The organism is Chitinophaga qingshengii, from assembly GCF_014529935.1.
Classification (GTDB): Bacteria; Bacteroidota; Bacteroidia; order Chitinophagales; family Chitinophagaceae; genus Chitinophaga; species Chitinophaga qingshengii.
Genome location: NZ_JACVFC010000003.1, coordinates 861,133 through 877,475, shown reverse-complemented (window position 1 = coordinate 877,475; position 16,343 = coordinate 861,133). Strand labels below are relative to the sequence as shown.

Here is a 16,343-nt window from a genome sequence, read left to right as displayed (position 1 = left end):
GTTATTTAAAAAACCGGCGGGATTACCGGCAAAAGAAAGCGACGCTTAACCCGGCGCTGTGCCACTGGGCATTGTAGTAAGGCAAGATCATCGTAGAGGCGTGCTTGTTAGTATCTTTAAACAGTTTACGCTGTACCCAGGGATAAATCCAATAGGCCGCTTTGGTGCTGAGAATACCAAATCCGGCTCCCGCCACCACATCACTGAACCAATGTTTATTATTGTACATTCTTAAAGCACCTGTTGCGGTAGCCGCTGCATAACCTGCTACGCCATACCAGGGTGAAACATCCTTGTATTCCTGGCGCAGGAATTCGGCGGAAGCAAATGCGGTAGCCGTATGCCCGGAAGGGAACGAGTAGTTATCGCTGCCATCGGGGCGTGTTTCGTGAGATACGTGTTTGACCAGTTCCACTGAACCGGCAGTCAGTACTGCGGAGATGCCCAGGATAATAGTACGGTCACGGAAGTTATGTTTACCTTTTACGCCGGCGAGATTGAGTACATACACGGCTGCCACCGGCGCATATTGCAGGTAGCTGTCTATGGTAGTGTGAAACCCGGTATTATCTTCCTGTATTTCTTTGTTGGTAGTATGATTAAGATCGGAGAGCGGATGCCATCGCAGGGCGGCCACACCATATCCGATCATCACGGCGGGTACTACCAGCCCGGTAGCTGTTGTGCGGAAAGCCGGTACCGGTGACGGTTTTATCTCCAGATGAAAGGAATCTTTAACGGCTGTAGCGAGGGTATCTGTCTGTAACTGGGCTTTGACAGGGCTGGTCATGGCGCCCAGGGCCAGGCCAGTAGAAAGTATCATCTTTTTCATGCATCACTCCTTGACCATTCAAAAGTAAAGGCCGATTCTGGAGCAATTCTGTAGTTACTCACCGCCGCGGTCTGTTGTTTTGGAAAGGATCATCTCTGCTGTTTGTTTGGTATAGCGGTTATGGAAGATAAAGGTGATCAGCAGTCCCAGTAGACAGCCTGTGAGTACGGATATCACGCGGCCTACGGCGGTGTCCCACAGATGGGCGCCTGCTTCATGCGTCATCACAATGATAGTAGCGGCTAAAGCTGTACGGGTGGCCGCTTCCAGGTTAAACAGATTGCACAACACCACGGTAATGCATACCGCAATACTCATGGTGATCAGCAGGTTGGGATGAAACAGTAACAACAGAAATCCCGATGCTGCTCCAATTACATTGGCCTTGATCCGGGTAACGGCCAGCGTAAGAGCATCGGAGCCGTCCGGCGACAATACCAGCATCACAGAAATCAATACCCATACAACATCCCGGTAGTCCAGCAACCAGGACAGTAACAGTACTATCAATACACCGCTGACACACTTAGCTGCATAGATCAGTATCCGTTGAACGCGCACTTTATTCATCATACCACAATGTTAGGGATTTTTGTTACATATCTGTTTAACATATATATAGGGGATTGAAATTTAGTTTTGCTACCTTTGGCGCTATTTCGTTAACCAACTGATAACCATGAGACTACGGAAACTATGCTACGTCGCGGTACTCGCGGGGTCGATGCAGGCCTGTATCAAGGATGCGCCGATCAACCCGGAGGCCGACATTGAAACGTTTACATTTGACAAGAGCCAGATGGCCAGCGATGTGTTTATTGACCAGGCCAACGGCGCTATTATGCTGTACCTGACTCCTGATGCATACGAAAAGGGGATCGCTCCCAGACTAACACTCTCTGCCGGCGCTACAGTAACACCGGCATCCGGAGATTCCCTTCGCTTTAATACCGCCGACACCCACCAGTATGTGGTGACTTCCGCCAACGGGTTGAATAAAAAGACCTATAAAGTGGAGGTGGTAAATATCGGGGTATGGAAATGGGACTTTGAAAAATGGATGCTCAATGCGAAAGACAAATACCAGTATGTGATCAACGACGACAGTACTGTGTTCTGGTCTTCCGGTAACCCTGGTATCGCCTTGTCAGGTGTACCCAAAGATCCGAAGGAATACCCGCTCCGCGCTACTACAGAAGCCTATCATGGCGCGTATGCAGCGGAAATGGTGACCCGCAAGGGCACGGCATTGTCCAACCTGGTGGGTATTAAGCTCTTCGCAGGTTCCTTGTTCCTGGGGGTATTTGAATCGAAGAATGCGCTTTTTGAACCGCTGAAGGCAACCCAGTTCGGACAACCTTATATAGGCCAACCTTTGCGTTTCACCGGGTACTATAAATACACCCCCGGGGCCAACTACCAGGACAAGTCCGGTACTATTATCCCGGGTATGATTGATTCCTGCTCCATTTACGCGGTATTGTACACCGGTAGTTCCCGCCTCGATGCGACCAACATCCACAATTCTGACCGGATCATCGGCACCGCCTACCTGCCCGACGGCTCTGCCAGGGAAAACTGGACCCGATTCGATATTCCTTTCGTGCTGAAAAGACAGGTCAGCAGCAAAGAAAAGCTGATGATGGCTATCGTAGCTTCTTCCAGCAAGGATGGCGACAGCTACAAAGGCGCTATCGGTAGCCGCCTGGTACTCGACAACCTCGAAATTGTTCACCAATAAAGATCCGCAATCAACCCATGAATATAAAAATGAAAGGGCTGCTGGCCGCGCTGTTACTGACAGCGGGACAGCTTTCCGCCCAGCAAAACGATAAAGAAAAGACTGACTTTACACCTCACCTGGAACATAGGATCATGGCGGGGTTTAACTTTGGCGCCACGGCGCCGGTAGGTTTACCTAACACTATCCGCAAAATCAACAGCTATTGGCCCGAATTCAGTCCCTCGCTGGGCTATGAACTGGGATACCGCATCACTCCGAAATGGGGCGCTTCCCTGGGCGTAAAGCTCGACTATAAAGGAATGGGCACAAAAGACCAGGTACAATATTTTTCTACTATCATTACCACGGAAGATGGTGGCACTTTCGCCGGTCAGTTCACCGGGAAAAACAAAACGACTGTCCGCAATGCGTATGTGGTGTTCCCGCTTAGCGCCACTTTTGCACCGAGTAACAAATGGCGCTTCCAACTCGGCGGTTATGCTGCCTGGCTGTTTAGTTCCAATTTCTATGGCAGCGTATCCGACGGCTATATCCGCAATGGCGGTCCTACCGGCGAAAAAGTGATGATCGATCACGCTACCTTCGACTTCGGAACGGATGTCCGCAAGTTTGATATTGGCCTGCAAGGCGGAGCCCTGCGTAAAGTAGGCAACAAACTGGAAGTAATGGGTAACCTGAACTGGGGCCTGAGACCAGTATTTGCCAACGAATTCAAAGGCCTTGACTTTCCGCTGTATAATATATACCTGACGTTGGGAGTGGCTTATAAAATCTGATGTAATAAGGCATAAAAGAAAAGGGCGAAGACAGCAACTGTCTTCGCCCTTTTCTTTTATATAGATAGATTAATACTTCGCAGGCTGACCAGCTTTCGGTATAGATTTCCGGATAAACTCGCGGATATCTTCATTGCCTGTTGCCAGGTCGTCTTTCCGCAGGTACATCATATGTCCGCTACGGTACCCTTTCCAGGACAGCCGGTTCTTCAGCCTTCCGCCAGGGTCGAGCTGCCACATGCTGTATTTGGCATTGAAATAATCACAGGCGCCGTCGTAGTACCCTGACTGTATCATCACATGCAGGTATGGGTTGGCAGCCATGGCCTGACGCAGGTTCTCGCCGGTTTTATCGTTGCTGCGGTCCCAGGGATGCACCGCGCCAAACATCATGTATTTCAGGTCGGTCGTGAATTTCAGCTCATCGCGGAGATAGATGTTCATTGCCGGTGTGAAGGCATGTAACCAGGAAGTCAGCTCCGCATTGTAATCCGGAGCGGCGCCGGCATCTTCCTTGTCCTGCCCCAGGTAGCGGGAATCCAGCCGGCCTACGGTATAACCACGGTCCCGCAGTAATTCTTTCCAGAAGAAGTCTGCCGGTATGTTCAGGTTGTGTTGCAGGATAACTTTCTCTGAAAGACCTGAATAGCGGGCCATACGGGCTGCGATGTCTTTTCTTTTTTGTTCATCGAGGAAACCGCCCTGGCTGATGGCTGGTATCAGCTCCTGGATGGTGAAGTTCTCCACTTCCGGCAGCATAGCAGTGAGATCTTTCTGTTGCAGGTCGGGAGCGAGGGCTTTATGATACCAGGCGGTCGCAGCAAAGTACGGCAGGGAGAGTGCGGCGTCGATAGGACCGCTGCGGGCGATACCCAGGTCGGTGGGCGATACCAGTATCACGCCGTTCAGGTACATCCATTGAGCGTTTTGTAGTTCCAGTGCCAGCCCGGAAACGCGGGTGGTGCCATAACTTTCCCCGATCAGGTACTTCGGTGATGCCCAGCGGTTATACCGGGAAACAAAGGTGTTGATCCATTCCGCGAGGTATTTGATATCTGCGTTAACGCCGAAAAATTTCTCCCGGGGTGCATCTTTATTAATCCGTGATAAGCCGGTATTGGCGGGGTCTACATATACGATGTCCGCAATATCCAGGATGGACTGTGGATTTTCGTGTATGCCATAGGGTTGTATCGGATAACCTTCGTCATCGATATTGAGCAGGCGGGGACCGGTATAGGCGATCTGCATCCATACGGAAGGGGTACCTGGCCCGCCATTAAAAGAGATGACCAGCGGCCGGGAAGCCCTGTCTTTTACATCGGTTCTTTCATAATAAGTGTAAAAAAGTCCGGCCATGACCTTTCCATCCTGGTCCCATACAGGCTGGGTGCCGGCAATTGCTTTGTAAGGAATTTTTTGTCCTTTAACGACGACATCATGGTAGCTGGTGACAGTGGTGTCCGGGCTAAGGGTGAGTACCGGGTTGGCGCCGGTGAGCTCTGTTTTAGGCGCCGGTTTGCCGGAGGCAGGCGCCGGTTGGGCCTGTACGGCTGAGAGACTGGTTAAACCGGCCAGAAACAGCGGCATCCAGGCCTTGTTGATTACGCTCATAAGTAGATCAGATATTTGGTGATAAGCATTGTTGTGATGCTATTTATAACCAAATATCCGTAAATCCAAACCGGTCATCCCTTTCCCGGTTTAACGCACCTGGTAATCGGAAGGGCGTTTGCCGACCAGTTTGAAAAAGGTATTGCTGAAAGCGGAAACACTGTTATAGCCGGTATCCCAGGCTATTTCACTGATGGTTTTTTCCGTCTCCAGCAGGTAGCCCATAGCTTTGATCATGCGGGCCAGTTTCAGGTACTGGAAGAAGGAAATATCCATGGTGGAGCGGAACAAGCGGGTCAGCGTCCGTTCACTGATGTTGAATTCAGTGCCGATATTTTCCAGCGTCAGCGGCTCGGACAGGTTTTCATTGATGTAGCGTAATATGGGTTGCAGCCGCTTATTGTCGGTAGTGGGCAGGTTGATAGGCAGCGGGGAGGTACTGATGTCCGGCAGTATGTTTTTGATGGACTTCACAAACCGGTAGCCTTTGGAGCCGGGTAATACATCCTTGTCCCATTTGGTGGTATAAAGGATCATCTCCAGCAACAGGTTGCTTACCGGGTAAATACCGGTACGCTGGTAAAAAGGGTCCAGCTGGTCATCTTCATCCTGGAAAAAATAAATCGTGCGGACAAAATTGGCCGGATAGCGGTGGGCAAAATAATGTTCTACACCCGCGGGTACCCACATATAGTGCCGTGCGGGAAGGAAATAGGTTTTATCTCTTGTATACAAAAAAGCTACGCCGCCCTCAACATAGGTGAGTTGTCCTTTGTTATGCTTATGAAAGGGAAAGTGATGCTCCGTTTTCCAGTGCCATATATAGGCGGATTCCGGTATCCTATCCACTTGCTCGATGATCAGTTCTGGTTTAAATTCTTCCATTTGGCCGGATTTAGCAAATTAATGGCAATTTATAACAAATAATTTAACCGGGATGAGTGGAACTTTGCATCTTCATCAGATTAAATATGTCTTCAATTAGTAATAAATGGTTTGCAGCTATCATGCTCTCAGCATTGTTAGCCGGCAAAACAGCCATTTGTCAGAGCCCTGAGCAGAGCCCCTTAACGTTAACGGATGTATGGAATAAGGCTGCCGTGTATAACAAACAATTACAGATGCAACACCTGCGGGTGGCTGGCGCGCAACGACGTGTACAGGCAGCAAAAGACGAGCGTTTGCCGGAAATAAAAGCCAGCGGCTCTTATTCAAGGGTGTCCAATCTGCCCATGTATGAGAAAGGCCTCCTGAATGCGCCTACCCAGTTTCCGGTAGTACATCAATCTTACCAGGTAGGAGCAGATGCTTACCTCAACGTATACAACGGCGGGAAAACATCCCGTGAAATCACCGTCCGGCAAACAGAAAGCGAGCTGGCGGAAGAACAGCGCAACCTGACGAACGCGGAAATAAAATACAAAGCCGCCGGTTATTACCTGGATATATACCGGTATCGCATGTACGAAAAAGTGATGTTGCAGGATATTCGCGACCGGGAAAAGGAACTGGAAGAAATCCGGCAACTGTTAAAAAACGGCGTAGTCCTGAAAAGTGACGTACTGCGCGCGGAACTGAAACTCTCCAAACAAAAAATGACACTGCTGGAAATCAGGAACAGCCTGATCATCGCCAATCAACGGCTTAATATTATGATTGGTCAGCCTGATAGCATCAATAACCAACTGTCGCTGGACACCCTGTCCATGGCCACTATTCCACAAAGAGATTATGATGATTACCTGGCAGAAGCCTATGAACATGCTTTTGCTTTTAAGATTTCGGAAAAGGAAACAGCCTTGAGTGAGCTGAAACTCAAGGAAGTAAAATCGAACATACTACCTAAAGTGGGATTGTTTGCAGAATACTCCTACGCCTATCCGCAGATTTTATTCTACCCTTATGCTATCAGCCTGTATGGCCTGGGACAGGTAGGTGTGAAGGCGGGGCTGCCTATTTCTGCCCTGTATCAGAACAAACATAAAAAGGAAGCAGCGAAAATAGACCTGGAACGCCAGGAAATAGAACACGCTGATACAAAGGACCAGGTGAGGGAGGAGGTCAGGGCTGCCTATCTCCGTTACAACGAGGCGCTGGAGCGTATCCGGGTGGCGCAGGAAAACATTCTTCAGGCACAGGAGAATTTCCGCATCGTCAACAATACCTACTTCAATCAGCTTTCCCTGCTGACCGACCTGCTGGATGCAGAAACACAGCTGCTGCAATCCCGCTTTGATCTTACCAACGCCGCTGTGACGGCGCAATTGCAATACTATCAATTATTGAAAGCAACAGGCAACCTTTAATATATGAGCAACACACACACGAACACGAACACGAACAAAACAGACAGGATTATTTCGAGGATCACCACTATCGTTGCCTCCATTGTGGTGATATGCCTGGCCATATGGGGCATTAGAACACTGTTGCACCAATGGAAGTTTGAAGAAACCAACGATGCCCAGGTAGACGAATACATTAACCCCGTCGTGGCTAAAGTAACCGGCTATGTGCAGTCCATTCGTTACGAGGAAAACCAGGTGGTAAAGAAAGGGGATACGCTGGTCATTATCGACAACAGCGAATATGCGGCCCAGCAGCAGGAAGCAGATGCAGCATTACTCAATGCGAAAGCGCAGGTAAGCGTTATCCAGAGTAACGTGAATACTTCCGGCCAAACGGCTAAAGTATACGAGTCGCAGATAGCGGCCGCCAAAGCGAAACTGCAGAACCAGGAACAGGAATACGACCGCTACAAAAAACTCTATGACGCAGAGTCTGCCACCAAACAACAGCTGGAAAGAGTGGAAGCCGCATTGGCCGTAGCCCGCTCCGAATACAATACGGCTATCGATGCCCACAACGCAGCCCTGGCTAAAATCAACGATGCCCGGGTACAGCAGAGCGCACTGGAAGCGGAAATCAAAAGGAGAGAAGCGGTGGTGCAAAACAGAAACCTCACGGTGTCTTATACCATCATCACCGCGCCCTATAATGGTAAAATGGGCCGCCGTACCATTCAACCGGGACAGCTGGTACAAGCCGGACAAACACTGGCTTATATCGTGGACTGGGAAGCCGGTAAATGGGTAGTGGCCAATTTTAAAGAGACACAGATCCGGCATATGTATATTGGAGAAGATGCGCATATTGTGGTAGATGCTTTCCCTGGTAAAAGTTTTACCGGGAAGATAGAATCCCTGTCAGGAGCCACCGGTAGCCGGTTTTCGCTGCTGCCGCCGGATAATGCCACTGGTAACTTCGTCAAGATCGCGCAGCGTATTCCCGTACGGATACGGCTAAACGGTACGCCGGAAGAACTGCAAGCCCTTTCTGCCGGTATGAGTGTAAACGTATCTATATCTAAAGCCCATCAGTGATCATGAGTAAAGGCAACCCCATATTCAGGTCATGGGCTCCGGAATGGCTCATCAGGCTGACGATCTTCCTGGTGATGCTGCCAACGGTGATGCTGTTTGCATTGTCCACCGCCAACATCAGTGCGGCAACAGGTTTCTACGGTGTGGAACCGGCGGACATACAGTTCTCTATGCTGTTGTATTACGCTGCCCTCGCCAGCTTCACGCCATTGGAGCGCCGCTTTTTCAGCCGGGTATCTACTAAAGAATATTTCCTCATATGCCTCGTATTACAGGTAGTGATCAGCTATGCGTGTTATCATACCCGTACATTACCCGTACTTTTTGCCTGCCGTTTCCTGCAGGGAGTGGTCAATTGCGGAGTAACCAGTATCTGTCTGACATTGCTTTTCGGGAGATTAAAATCCGAGCATGCCAGGGAAACAGGGTACGCTATCTTTTATACCATGATCCTGTGTTCGGCTTCACTCACCTCCCTGGTCACGGCACCACTGGTCGATAACTATGAGTACAATGTACTCTACAAACTGATCATCTACACGTTTGTACCCGGTGGTATATTGTTACTGCTGCTGATGAACAAGGTACACCTGGTCCGGAAAACACCCCTGTACCAGCTGGATTGGGCCAGCTTCTTCCTGTATAGTCCCATGCTGATACTTATCGCTTATGTGGTTACCTACGGTCAGCAATACTACTGGCTGCAGGATGATACCATTGTGTGGAGTATTATCGGTATTGTTTTTCTGGCGATCATATTTGTTGCCAGGCAACTTACGCGGAAGCGCCCTTTTATTCACCAGGAAGTATTTCAGTCGAGGGCATTTTTGTTTGGTATTTTTCTGATCGGGATGCTGTACCTGATCCGGGGCGCTTTTTCTATTACGACTACCTATTTCTCTACGGTGCTGGGGCTGGACCCGATCAACCTATACGAGCTGCTGATTTATAATATCGCGGGCATTATCATGGGTGCGGTGATATCCGGGAGACTGATTATCAAAAAGAGGCCGCTTCAGTTCATCTGGCTGGCCGGTTTTGCCTTGCTTTTATTATTTCATGGTGGAATGTATTTTCTGTTTGCCAGCGAAGCTGATATGAACACCTTCATTATACCGTTGATGATACAGGGAATGGGCGCCGGTATGGTGTTTACGCCGATACTGTTGTTTACTATTTCTTCTGTACCCACAGACCTGAGCCAGTCGGCCGCAGCAGTAGGCGTATTTATCCGCTTTGCCTTTTTCGGTATCAGTACGGCACTCATTAATTACTTCTCGCTGTATTATTCCGGTATCCATGATATGCGGTTGAGCGATCATGTTTCGCGGGCAGATAATGGTTTGCAGGAGAGGCTGAATCTGTACCAGTCTGCCTTACATGCACGCGGTATGCAGCCCGACATGGCGGCGCGTGCCGCTACCGGTTTACTGGACAAGGCTATTAAGAAACAGGCATTCCTGAAATACGCGATGGATTATAACGAGATGGTAGTGATATTGATTCTGGGGGTGATGTTACTGATTATTATGGCGCCGTTTATAAATCGTACTATCATTGACGTTAAAGCCAAACAGCCTGCTGCGGCTACCTTCTAGCATTGTGTGAATAGCGGTTTTATAATCAGCTGATTTTGAAAATGATATCCTGTAAAAAAGAAAAGACGCATGAACTGCGTCTTTTCTTTTTTAAATTGGTTGGTTTGATATTTTACTACGGCAGCAATTCTTTCAGCTTCTTGTCGAGTGCTTCTCCTTCGAGTTTTTGCGCGATGATTTTACCCTTGGGGTCCAGGAGGAACAAGGTAGGCAATACCTGTACGTTGAACGTATTTTTGGATACTTCGCCTTTGTCGTCATGGGCTTGCGGCCATGGGTTGTTTTCATCTTTCGCCGCTTTCAGCCAGGCAGCTTTATCACGGTCAGTGGAGATGCTCAGTATTTCAAAGTTCTTGTCTTTGTATTGTGCATACAGCTCACGCATATGTGGGAAAGCCGCGCGGCAGGGACCACACCAGCTGGCCCAGAAATCAATCAGCAGGTATTTACCGCGGTAGTCGGACAGTTTAACCGCTTTTTCCACTTCATTCTTCAGTGTGAAGTCTGCAGGGGTGGAACCGGTGCTGCTCAGCTTACGGGCGCTGAGTTCTGTTTTAACGGCTTCTCCTTCACGCAGGGCTTTTACCGCCGGTGTGAGCCGCTCATACAGGGCAGCCAGTGTTTTATTATCCAGTGAACGGCTGTTGCGTTGCAGAATGAAAGCGGCGGCATAGGAGCCCGGATTTTTGCTTACATACTGGGATACCAGTTTGCTGGCGGCTTTCATTTCCATCTCTTCCAGTTCTGTAGCGGCGGCTTCATTCGGCGTTTTGCTATAGAGGCTCTTGATAACATCCGGACCGTATTTCTTTTTCAGCGCCGCTTCGTTGGCGTCAGACACTTTGTCAAACGCAGCGGAGAAAGCAGCGTATACCTGTTGCGCAGCGCCATCTACAGAGGAGTAGTGGGTGCCGGTGCTGTCGATACGGGCTACTACATGATAAGTGCCGGGTTTGTCGATCAGAATGCCTTGTGGTGCATAGCCGCCTCTTACCTTCGTGTCATACTGCGAAGCAAACAGCAAGCGGTAAGGCGCATCGAAAGTGGTTTCGCCGCCAAAGGTGTTGTTTACCACAGTCATGGTGTCATACCGGTCAGGATTACGGCTGTACATGTCAATGCGGTTGTGTCCTTTGGTATCACCGATAACGGTACCTTTAATGATAACGTTTTTTTGCTGGGCATAGGCGCCTGTGCTCAATGCTGTGAATAGCAGCAGCATACGGGCGCTGGTTGTCATTTTATTCATGCTGGTTAATTAATGGTTGATGTTGTAATTTACTTCCAATCCGGGTTCTGAACTAATTCTTTTCCAGCTGGATATTTATTTAACACTGTCTGCGGAATGGGGAACAGATACATCATCGGCGCGATAAATACCCGGTCTTCAATTTTGGTACGGGTGTAGGTACGTTTACCGTTGACCACACTTATTACCATACCGTAGGTAGGCTGACCGATGATCTCAGGTCCTTTTTTCCAGCGGCGTATGTCTGCCCAGCGTTGTCCTTCAAAGGCCAGTTCCACGGTTCTTTCCCGCTCGTATTTATCCCAGGTCATTTCGCCCGGTAAGATTTCCGGCATACCGGCACGGGCACGGATCAGGTTCACATAAGTACGGGCTTCTTCCGGATTGCCCAACTTCAACTGACACTCTGCGTAGTTGAGATATACTTCACCCATGCGCATGATCACACAGTTGTTGAAATTCGGAACAGATAAGCCTTTGAGGTCATAGGTCGTATCCAGGAATTTTTTCAGGTAATAACCGGTAGGTGTGCCTCTGTCGGTAGGATTGGCGGCGCTACCTAAACGCAGGTCCAGGATTTCGCCCCGGAACATGATACCATCGTACAATACGCTGGCATACAGGCGCGGGTCCCGGTTATCATAAGGATGATCAGGATTATACAGGGGAGATTGATCCCAGGGTTTACCATCTTTCATCAGGAACGCATCTACGATATTTTGGGTAGGATCATTTACACCACTTGCAAAACCGGTGAAGTTACGCGGATATTCATAGCTGTTCAGATCATGTTTTTGTTTGCTTTGCAGGCTGCCGAACTGTTTGTCGAAAATCACTTCCACGTTGTTGTCATTCGCTGGCTGGAACATGGATTTGAAGTCAGGAAACAGTTTGTACTGGTTCAGGTCCATCACCTGTTTGGCCGCCGCAGCTGCGCCCTGGTAATCCAGTTCATTGAGCAGCAGCCGGCACTTCATGGCATAACAGGCGCCTTTGGTAGCACGGCCTGTTTGCGCAAGATCGGTGTATTTAGCCGGAAGAATAGCTGCTGCTGCTTCCAGGTCTTTCAGGATGAAATCGACGCAGGCTTTATTGGTAGCTCTTGGAACGGCTAGTTCGTCGTTCAGGCCCAGTGCTTTGTCGATAATCGGGAATGCACCGAAATGCTGGTAGATATCCATATAAAACAGTGCCCGCAGGAAGAAGGCCTCACCACGCATACGTTGTTGCAGCGCAGCACTGAAAGGGGCTGACTGCAGCTGTTCCAGCAGGGTGTTACATTTACGGATGCTGGTGTAGTTGTCGGTCCAGGAGCTTGAGAACACACCGGTAGCAGCGTTGTATTGCGCAAAATTTACCAGCTGACAATCCAGGTAAGGGCGGTTTGCTTCGCCTTCGTCGGTGTAGCTCATAGACAGCGCGTCGCCGGCTCTGTCATATTCAGAGATAATACCGGAGTAGATATTAGCTACATAGAGGTTTACCAGGGCACTGTCTTTCCATACGGTCTCGTCGGTGAACCTGTCCAGCGGACCTTTCTCCAGAAAGCCTTTCTGGCAGGCCGTCAGGAAATAGGCGGTAAACAAAAGCAGGTATGCATATTTTTTCATGATGACGCTTGTTGAGTGTTTACATTTGAATGTTAATGCCGGCATTGTAGCTCCGGATAATCGGATAGGCAATGGTGTTATAAGCTGCCGCTTCCGGATCTATTTGTTTCAGACGGCTGAATGTCAGCAGGTTGTTACCGTTTACATAAACTCTTACTCCTTTGATGCCCGCGATGCGCATCCACTGACCAGGCAGATTGTAGGCCAGTTCGGCATTTTTCAGACGGATATAGGAAGCGTTGTGCAGCCAGTAATCAGATTCCTGTGTGTTGTTCACGTAGGCAATTGACAAGCGTGGGAAAGCTGCATTGGGATTGTCCGGTGTCCAGTAGTTCCTGTGCATTTCCTGGGCATGGCCGTCTGCGTTGAAGGGGAAGGCATAGGCGCCATACACATAGGCCTGTACGTTGCCAGCACCCTGCCACAGCAGGCTCACTTCAAAGCCTTTGTAGCGGCCGCCCATTGCAATACCGTATTGTATTTCCGGATAGCCGCCGTTATCGGTAAGTACCTTATCATTGTTGGTGATTTTACCATCGCCATCGATATCCACGTAACGAATATCGCCGGCAGATACAGTAGGATACAGTGGTTTAGGCCCTTTCTCTACTTCATCCTGTGATTGATACAATCCGTCGGAGATAAATTTCGGTTCTATTTTGGTAGCGCCGGCGGGTTTCATAATAACAGATCTGCCGGTAAGCCGCTGCCAGGCAGGGATAGAATTGGCCTCTGGGTAATACACTACTTTGTTGCGGGCAAAGGTCAGATTGGGTCTGAAATAATAAGTGAATTTATTCGCTTTGCCATTGTAGCCAGCGCTGATTTCAAAACCGCGGTTATCTACAATACCAGCGTTCTCCACTGGCAGGTCGATACCGATAACATCTGGAACAGCCTGTACACGGGGTGCTAAGATATCTTTGGTACGTTTGTAAAAGTAATCTGCCGTGATGTTGATCCGGTTGTCCCACAGCGTCATATCAAACCCGATGTTGCTCATGACAGCTTTCTCCCAGGTGAAATTCGGATTAGGTAACACGTTTGCCTGTAAACCCTGATAGTACACCGGGGTAGTACCACCAAAGGAATAACCATGGCTAACACCATAGATATCGGCACCTACCAGTTTGTAGGAAGCCAGGAACTGGTAAGGATCTACACGGTCATTACCCAGCTGGCCCCAGGAGCCGCGGAGTTTAAGGTAATCCACCAATCCTTTTTGGGGGAAGAAGTTTTCTTTAGACACTACCCAACCTGCACCGACAGAAGGGAAGAAGCCAAACTGATGACCGGGAGGGAAGATATCGGAACCATCATACCGGAAGTTCATTTCCAGCAGGTATTTCTGTTGAAAGTCGTAGGTGAAACGACCTACCAGCCCTTGTCTGTACTGACGTTTGGCAGTACCACCTATAGATACGTTGGTTGGGTCCGCTGCATCCAGGATGTCCAGCGCTGAAGATACAAAGTTATTGCCGGTAGCGTTGAAGTAACGTTCACCATAGATAGTCTGGGTATATAGTAACATGCCACCAACATGATGATCTTTGAAGTCACGGTCATAGTTAACAGAAAATTCGCCGGTAGAATAGTAAGACTGGCGGTAGTTCTCTGTCAACGCAGGCGCTGTTGGAGTATTATTGGCCTTCTTCATCTCACCGGTATTAAGATCCAGGTTATACAGGGCATACGGTGTAGAGAAGGATTTACCATAGTTCATGATTCGATCATAGGCATAGGTACCTTTCACAGAGAGGCCCTGCGCGAAGGGTATCTTATATTGAAGAGAGAGGTTCCCGTTGAAGGTCCCGATGTTGGACCGGCTGTAACCATCTGCGCCTCTGGACTGCTGATAGATATTACCTTTGGCCGCAGGTACAAAACCATACAATCCATTGCTGAACTGGTTGGCATAAAAAGGCGGGCTGGACATCGCAATTTTCATAATGGTGGCATTGCCTTGCCGCGGGTTCTTCGCTTCAGACATAATGCCCGCCATCTTAACATCGAACAGCAATCCTTTGGCGATTTCGGATTGAAGGCTGGTGCGCAGGTTATAGCGTTTAAAGTCTACCGCCGGATAAAAGCCGCCTTCCTGGTTGTAGCCTGCAGATACAAAGTAGCGTGTTTTCTCGCTGCCGCCGCTGACAGACAGATCGTATCGTTGTTGTATAGCAGTAGGAGAGAGTACATCGTGGTACCAGTCAGTATTCGGATAACGGTCCGGATCACTGCCTGTTCTGTATTTCTCCAGCACCTCGTCTGAATAACCCTTTCCTGCAGCTGGATTGAAGCTGTTCTCATTTTTGAGCGCCTGGTTATACAATACTGCGTAATCGTAAGAGCCCAGTGGTTTCAGTGGTCTGGTCTGTTGTTGAACCGTCAGGTTACCATTAAAGGAAATGACCGGTTTACCGGTGCCGCCGCTTTTGGTGGTTACGAGGATAACCCCGTTGGCCGCTCTGGCGCCGTATACCGCGATGGCGGATGCGTCTTTGAGGACCGTGATGGTTTCCACATCAGCAGGGGAGATGTCATCCATCTTACGGTTGGGGATACCATCTATTACTACCAGTGGCTCGGAGTTATTGGTAGTGCTGATACCACGTACATAGACTGTAGAACCGGTACCGGGAGCGCCGTTGTTTTTGGTAACAAACAAACCCGGAACCCGTCCGGCTAACGCGTCTGTAACCCTGGCTACGGGCGCTTCGGTGAGTTCCTTGTTGTTAATGGTGCTGACAGCGCCTACTACTTTGGCGCGTTTTTGTTCACCATAACCTACTACTACAACTTCTGTCAGTTCTTTGGAAGAAGCGACCAGTTTCACGCCGAGTGGAGTCATGCTGCTAACGACTACCTCCTGCGGTTTATAACCCACACCGGATATCAGCAGTTTTTTATTCATGGCATGGGGGATATTGAATGCCCCATCTGCGTTTGTAAACGCGCCGGTATTGGTGCCCACTACCTGTACGCTGATGCGTTCCAGGGGCGTTCCCTTTTCGTCTGTTACCTGTCCCCGGGCTGGCTGGGTAAAATCTGGCGGGTTACGGGGTGACGCTGTTTGGTTTCGGGGCGTAGCGTCTTCCGGATGAAGAATATTATTGCCTTTGTCTTTGTTAACAGTAATGGCGTAGTAATCCTTTTTAATATAGAGAAACAGCAGGCCGTTAGGGTAGAGGATCGCTTTGAGCTGATCTTCCACGCTCTGGTTGCCTGCCATATCAGGATTGAAGGCAGTGTACTTCATGTAGGCCATTGTTCTATCGTACACAAAGGTGACACCATACTTTTTTTCCAGTTTCTTTAATGCCGCGTCTACGGTCATTTTTTCCTGCCGCTGTTTGTTGACTGGTCTGTTTTGCTGTGCCATGGCCTGTTGTGGCAGGGTAGTGGCGTTCAGGCAAAGCAATACCATTCCCATAGGGAAGAATAAGACTTTCCTCATCGTTAAGTTGGTTTTATATGATTTTGGTTAGCTGTCGCTATTCCTTGTTTTGCATGCAGTTGGCGTTGTGGTGGGTACGCGGA

The 16,343-nt window shown here is 49.2% G+C and carries 12 protein-coding genes; 5 read left to right on the top strand and 7 right to left on the bottom strand.

Annotated features, from left to right (window positions below; translation table 11 throughout):
* Window positions 1–22: 22 nt before the first annotated feature.
* Both ICL07_RS23325 and ICL07_RS23320 read right to left on the bottom strand, forming a co-directional pair.
* Window positions 23–823 carry a phosphatase PAP2 family protein gene (locus ICL07_RS23325; RefSeq protein ID WP_246485147.1) on the bottom strand — a complete coding sequence of 267 codons (801 nt, stop codon included), beginning with the start codon at window positions 821–823 and terminating at the stop codon, window positions 23–25.
* A gap of 63 nt (window positions 824–886) precedes the next feature.
* A complete protein-coding gene (locus tag ICL07_RS23320; protein WP_188090451.1) occupies window positions 887–1,405 on the bottom strand; it encodes an FUSC family protein in 519 nt (172 codons plus the stop codon).
* Window positions 1,406–1,511: 106 nt separating this feature from the next.
* On the opposite strand from ICL07_RS23320, the gene ICL07_RS23315 reads away from it, so the two are divergent.
* Together ICL07_RS23315 and ICL07_RS23310 are read left to right on the top strand one after the other, a co-directional pair.
* Entirely contained in the window at window positions 1,512–2,573 is a 1,062-nt protein-coding gene (locus ICL07_RS23315) for a PCMD domain-containing protein (protein WP_188090450.1), read from the top strand.
* A gap of 17 nt (window positions 2,574–2,590) precedes the next feature.
* Window positions 2,591–3,352, top strand: a complete 762-nt coding sequence (locus ICL07_RS23310; RefSeq protein WP_188090449.1) for an outer membrane beta-barrel protein — start codon at window positions 2,591–2,593, stop codon at window positions 3,350–3,352.
* 69 nt (window positions 3,353–3,421) lie between these two features.
* On the opposite strand, the gene ICL07_RS23305 is transcribed toward ICL07_RS23310, so the two are convergent.
* On the bottom strand, window positions 3,422–4,966 hold the full coding sequence (locus ICL07_RS23305) for a S10 family peptidase (RefSeq protein ID WP_246485146.1): 1,545 nt from the start codon (window positions 4,964–4,966) through the stop codon (window positions 3,422–3,424).
* A 90-nt stretch (window positions 4,967–5,056) separates the two neighbouring features.
* Window positions 5,057–5,851 (bottom strand): helix-turn-helix transcriptional regulator, encoded by a 795-nt coding sequence (locus ICL07_RS23300; protein WP_188090448.1) that lies wholly within the window; start codon window positions 5,849–5,851, stop codon window positions 5,057–5,059.
* A gap of 86 nt (window positions 5,852–5,937) precedes the next feature.
* Here ICL07_RS23300 and ICL07_RS23295 point away from each other — a divergent pair, with 86 nt between their 5' ends.
* From ICL07_RS23295 to ICL07_RS23285, 3 genes are read left to right on the top strand one after another with little or no spacing between them, the layout of a single operon-like run.
* Window positions 5,938–7,272 (top strand): TolC family protein, encoded by a 1,335-nt coding sequence (locus ICL07_RS23295; RefSeq protein ID WP_188090447.1) that lies wholly within the window; start codon window positions 5,938–5,940, stop codon window positions 7,270–7,272.
* Window positions 7,273–7,275: 3 nt separating this feature from the next.
* The gene (locus ICL07_RS23290; protein ID WP_188090446.1) at window positions 7,276–8,349 is read left to right on the top strand and encodes an HlyD family secretion protein; all 1,074 of its coding nucleotides are present in this window, start codon (window positions 7,276–7,278) and stop codon (window positions 8,347–8,349) included.
* 2 nt (window positions 8,350–8,351) lie between these two features.
* Window positions 8,352–9,947, top strand: coding sequence for an MFS transporter (locus ICL07_RS23285; protein ID WP_188090445.1), 1,596 nt, complete (start codon window positions 8,352–8,354; stop codon window positions 9,945–9,947).
* A 115-nt stretch (window positions 9,948–10,062) separates the two neighbouring features.
* Here the strand turns inward: ICL07_RS23285 and ICL07_RS23280 are convergent, their stop codons facing one another.
* From ICL07_RS23280 to ICL07_RS23270, 3 genes are read right to left on the bottom strand one after another with little or no spacing between them, the layout of a single operon-like run.
* Window positions 10,063–11,196 carry a TlpA family protein disulfide reductase gene (locus tag ICL07_RS23280; RefSeq protein ID WP_188090444.1) on the bottom strand — a complete coding sequence of 378 codons (1,134 nt, stop codon included), beginning with the start codon at window positions 11,194–11,196 and terminating at the stop codon, window positions 10,063–10,065.
* A gap of 29 nt (window positions 11,197–11,225) precedes the next feature.
* A complete protein-coding gene (locus ICL07_RS23275) occupies window positions 11,226–12,806 on the bottom strand; it encodes a RagB/SusD family nutrient uptake outer membrane protein (protein WP_188090443.1) in 1,581 nt (526 codons plus the stop codon).
* A 19-nt stretch (window positions 12,807–12,825) separates the two neighbouring features.
* The gene (locus ICL07_RS23270; RefSeq protein ID WP_188090442.1) at window positions 12,826–16,260 is read right to left on the bottom strand and encodes a SusC/RagA family TonB-linked outer membrane protein; all 3,435 of its coding nucleotides are present in this window, start codon (window positions 16,258–16,260) and stop codon (window positions 12,826–12,828) included.
* Window positions 16,261–16,343: the final 83 nt, after the last annotated feature.

Coding starts and splice junctions, on each gene's coding strand:
- ICL07_RS23290 (WP_188090446.1), top strand. CDS start 7,276: ATGAGCAACACACACACGAACACGAACACGAACAAAACAGACAGGATT.
- ICL07_RS23315 (WP_188090450.1), top strand. CDS start 1,512: ATGAGACTACGGAAACTATGCTACGTCGCGGTACTCGCGGGGTCGATG.
- ICL07_RS23285 (WP_188090445.1), top strand. CDS start 8,352: ATGAGTAAAGGCAACCCCATATTCAGGTCATGGGCTCCGGAATGGCTC.
- ICL07_RS23310 (WP_188090449.1), top strand. CDS start 2,591: ATGAATATAAAAATGAAAGGGCTGCTGGCCGCGCTGTTACTGACAGCG.
- ICL07_RS23320 (WP_188090451.1), bottom strand. CDS start 1,405: ATGATGAATAAAGTGCGCGTTCAACGGATACTGATCTATGCAGCTAAG.
- ICL07_RS23300 (WP_188090448.1), bottom strand. CDS start 5,851: ATGGAAGAATTTAAACCAGAACTGATCATCGAGCAAGTGGATAGGATA.
- ICL07_RS23275 (WP_188090443.1), bottom strand. CDS start 12,806: ATGAAAAAATATGCATACCTGCTTTTGTTTACCGCCTATTTCCTGACG.
- ICL07_RS23280 (WP_188090444.1), bottom strand. CDS start 11,196: ATGAATAAAATGACAACCAGCGCCCGTATGCTGCTGCTATTCACAGCA.
- ICL07_RS23270 (WP_188090442.1), bottom strand. CDS start 16,260: ATGAGGAAAGTCTTATTCTTCCCTATGGGAATGGTATTGCTTTGCCTG.
- ICL07_RS23295 (WP_188090447.1), top strand. CDS start 5,938: ATGTCTTCAATTAGTAATAAATGGTTTGCAGCTATCATGCTCTCAGCA.
- ICL07_RS23325 (WP_246485147.1), bottom strand. CDS start 823: ATGATACTTTCTACTGGCCTGGCCCTGGGCGCCATGACCAGCCCTGTC.
- ICL07_RS23305 (WP_246485146.1), bottom strand. CDS start 4,966: ATGAGCGTAATCAACAAGGCCTGGATGCCGCTGTTTCTGGCCGGTTTA.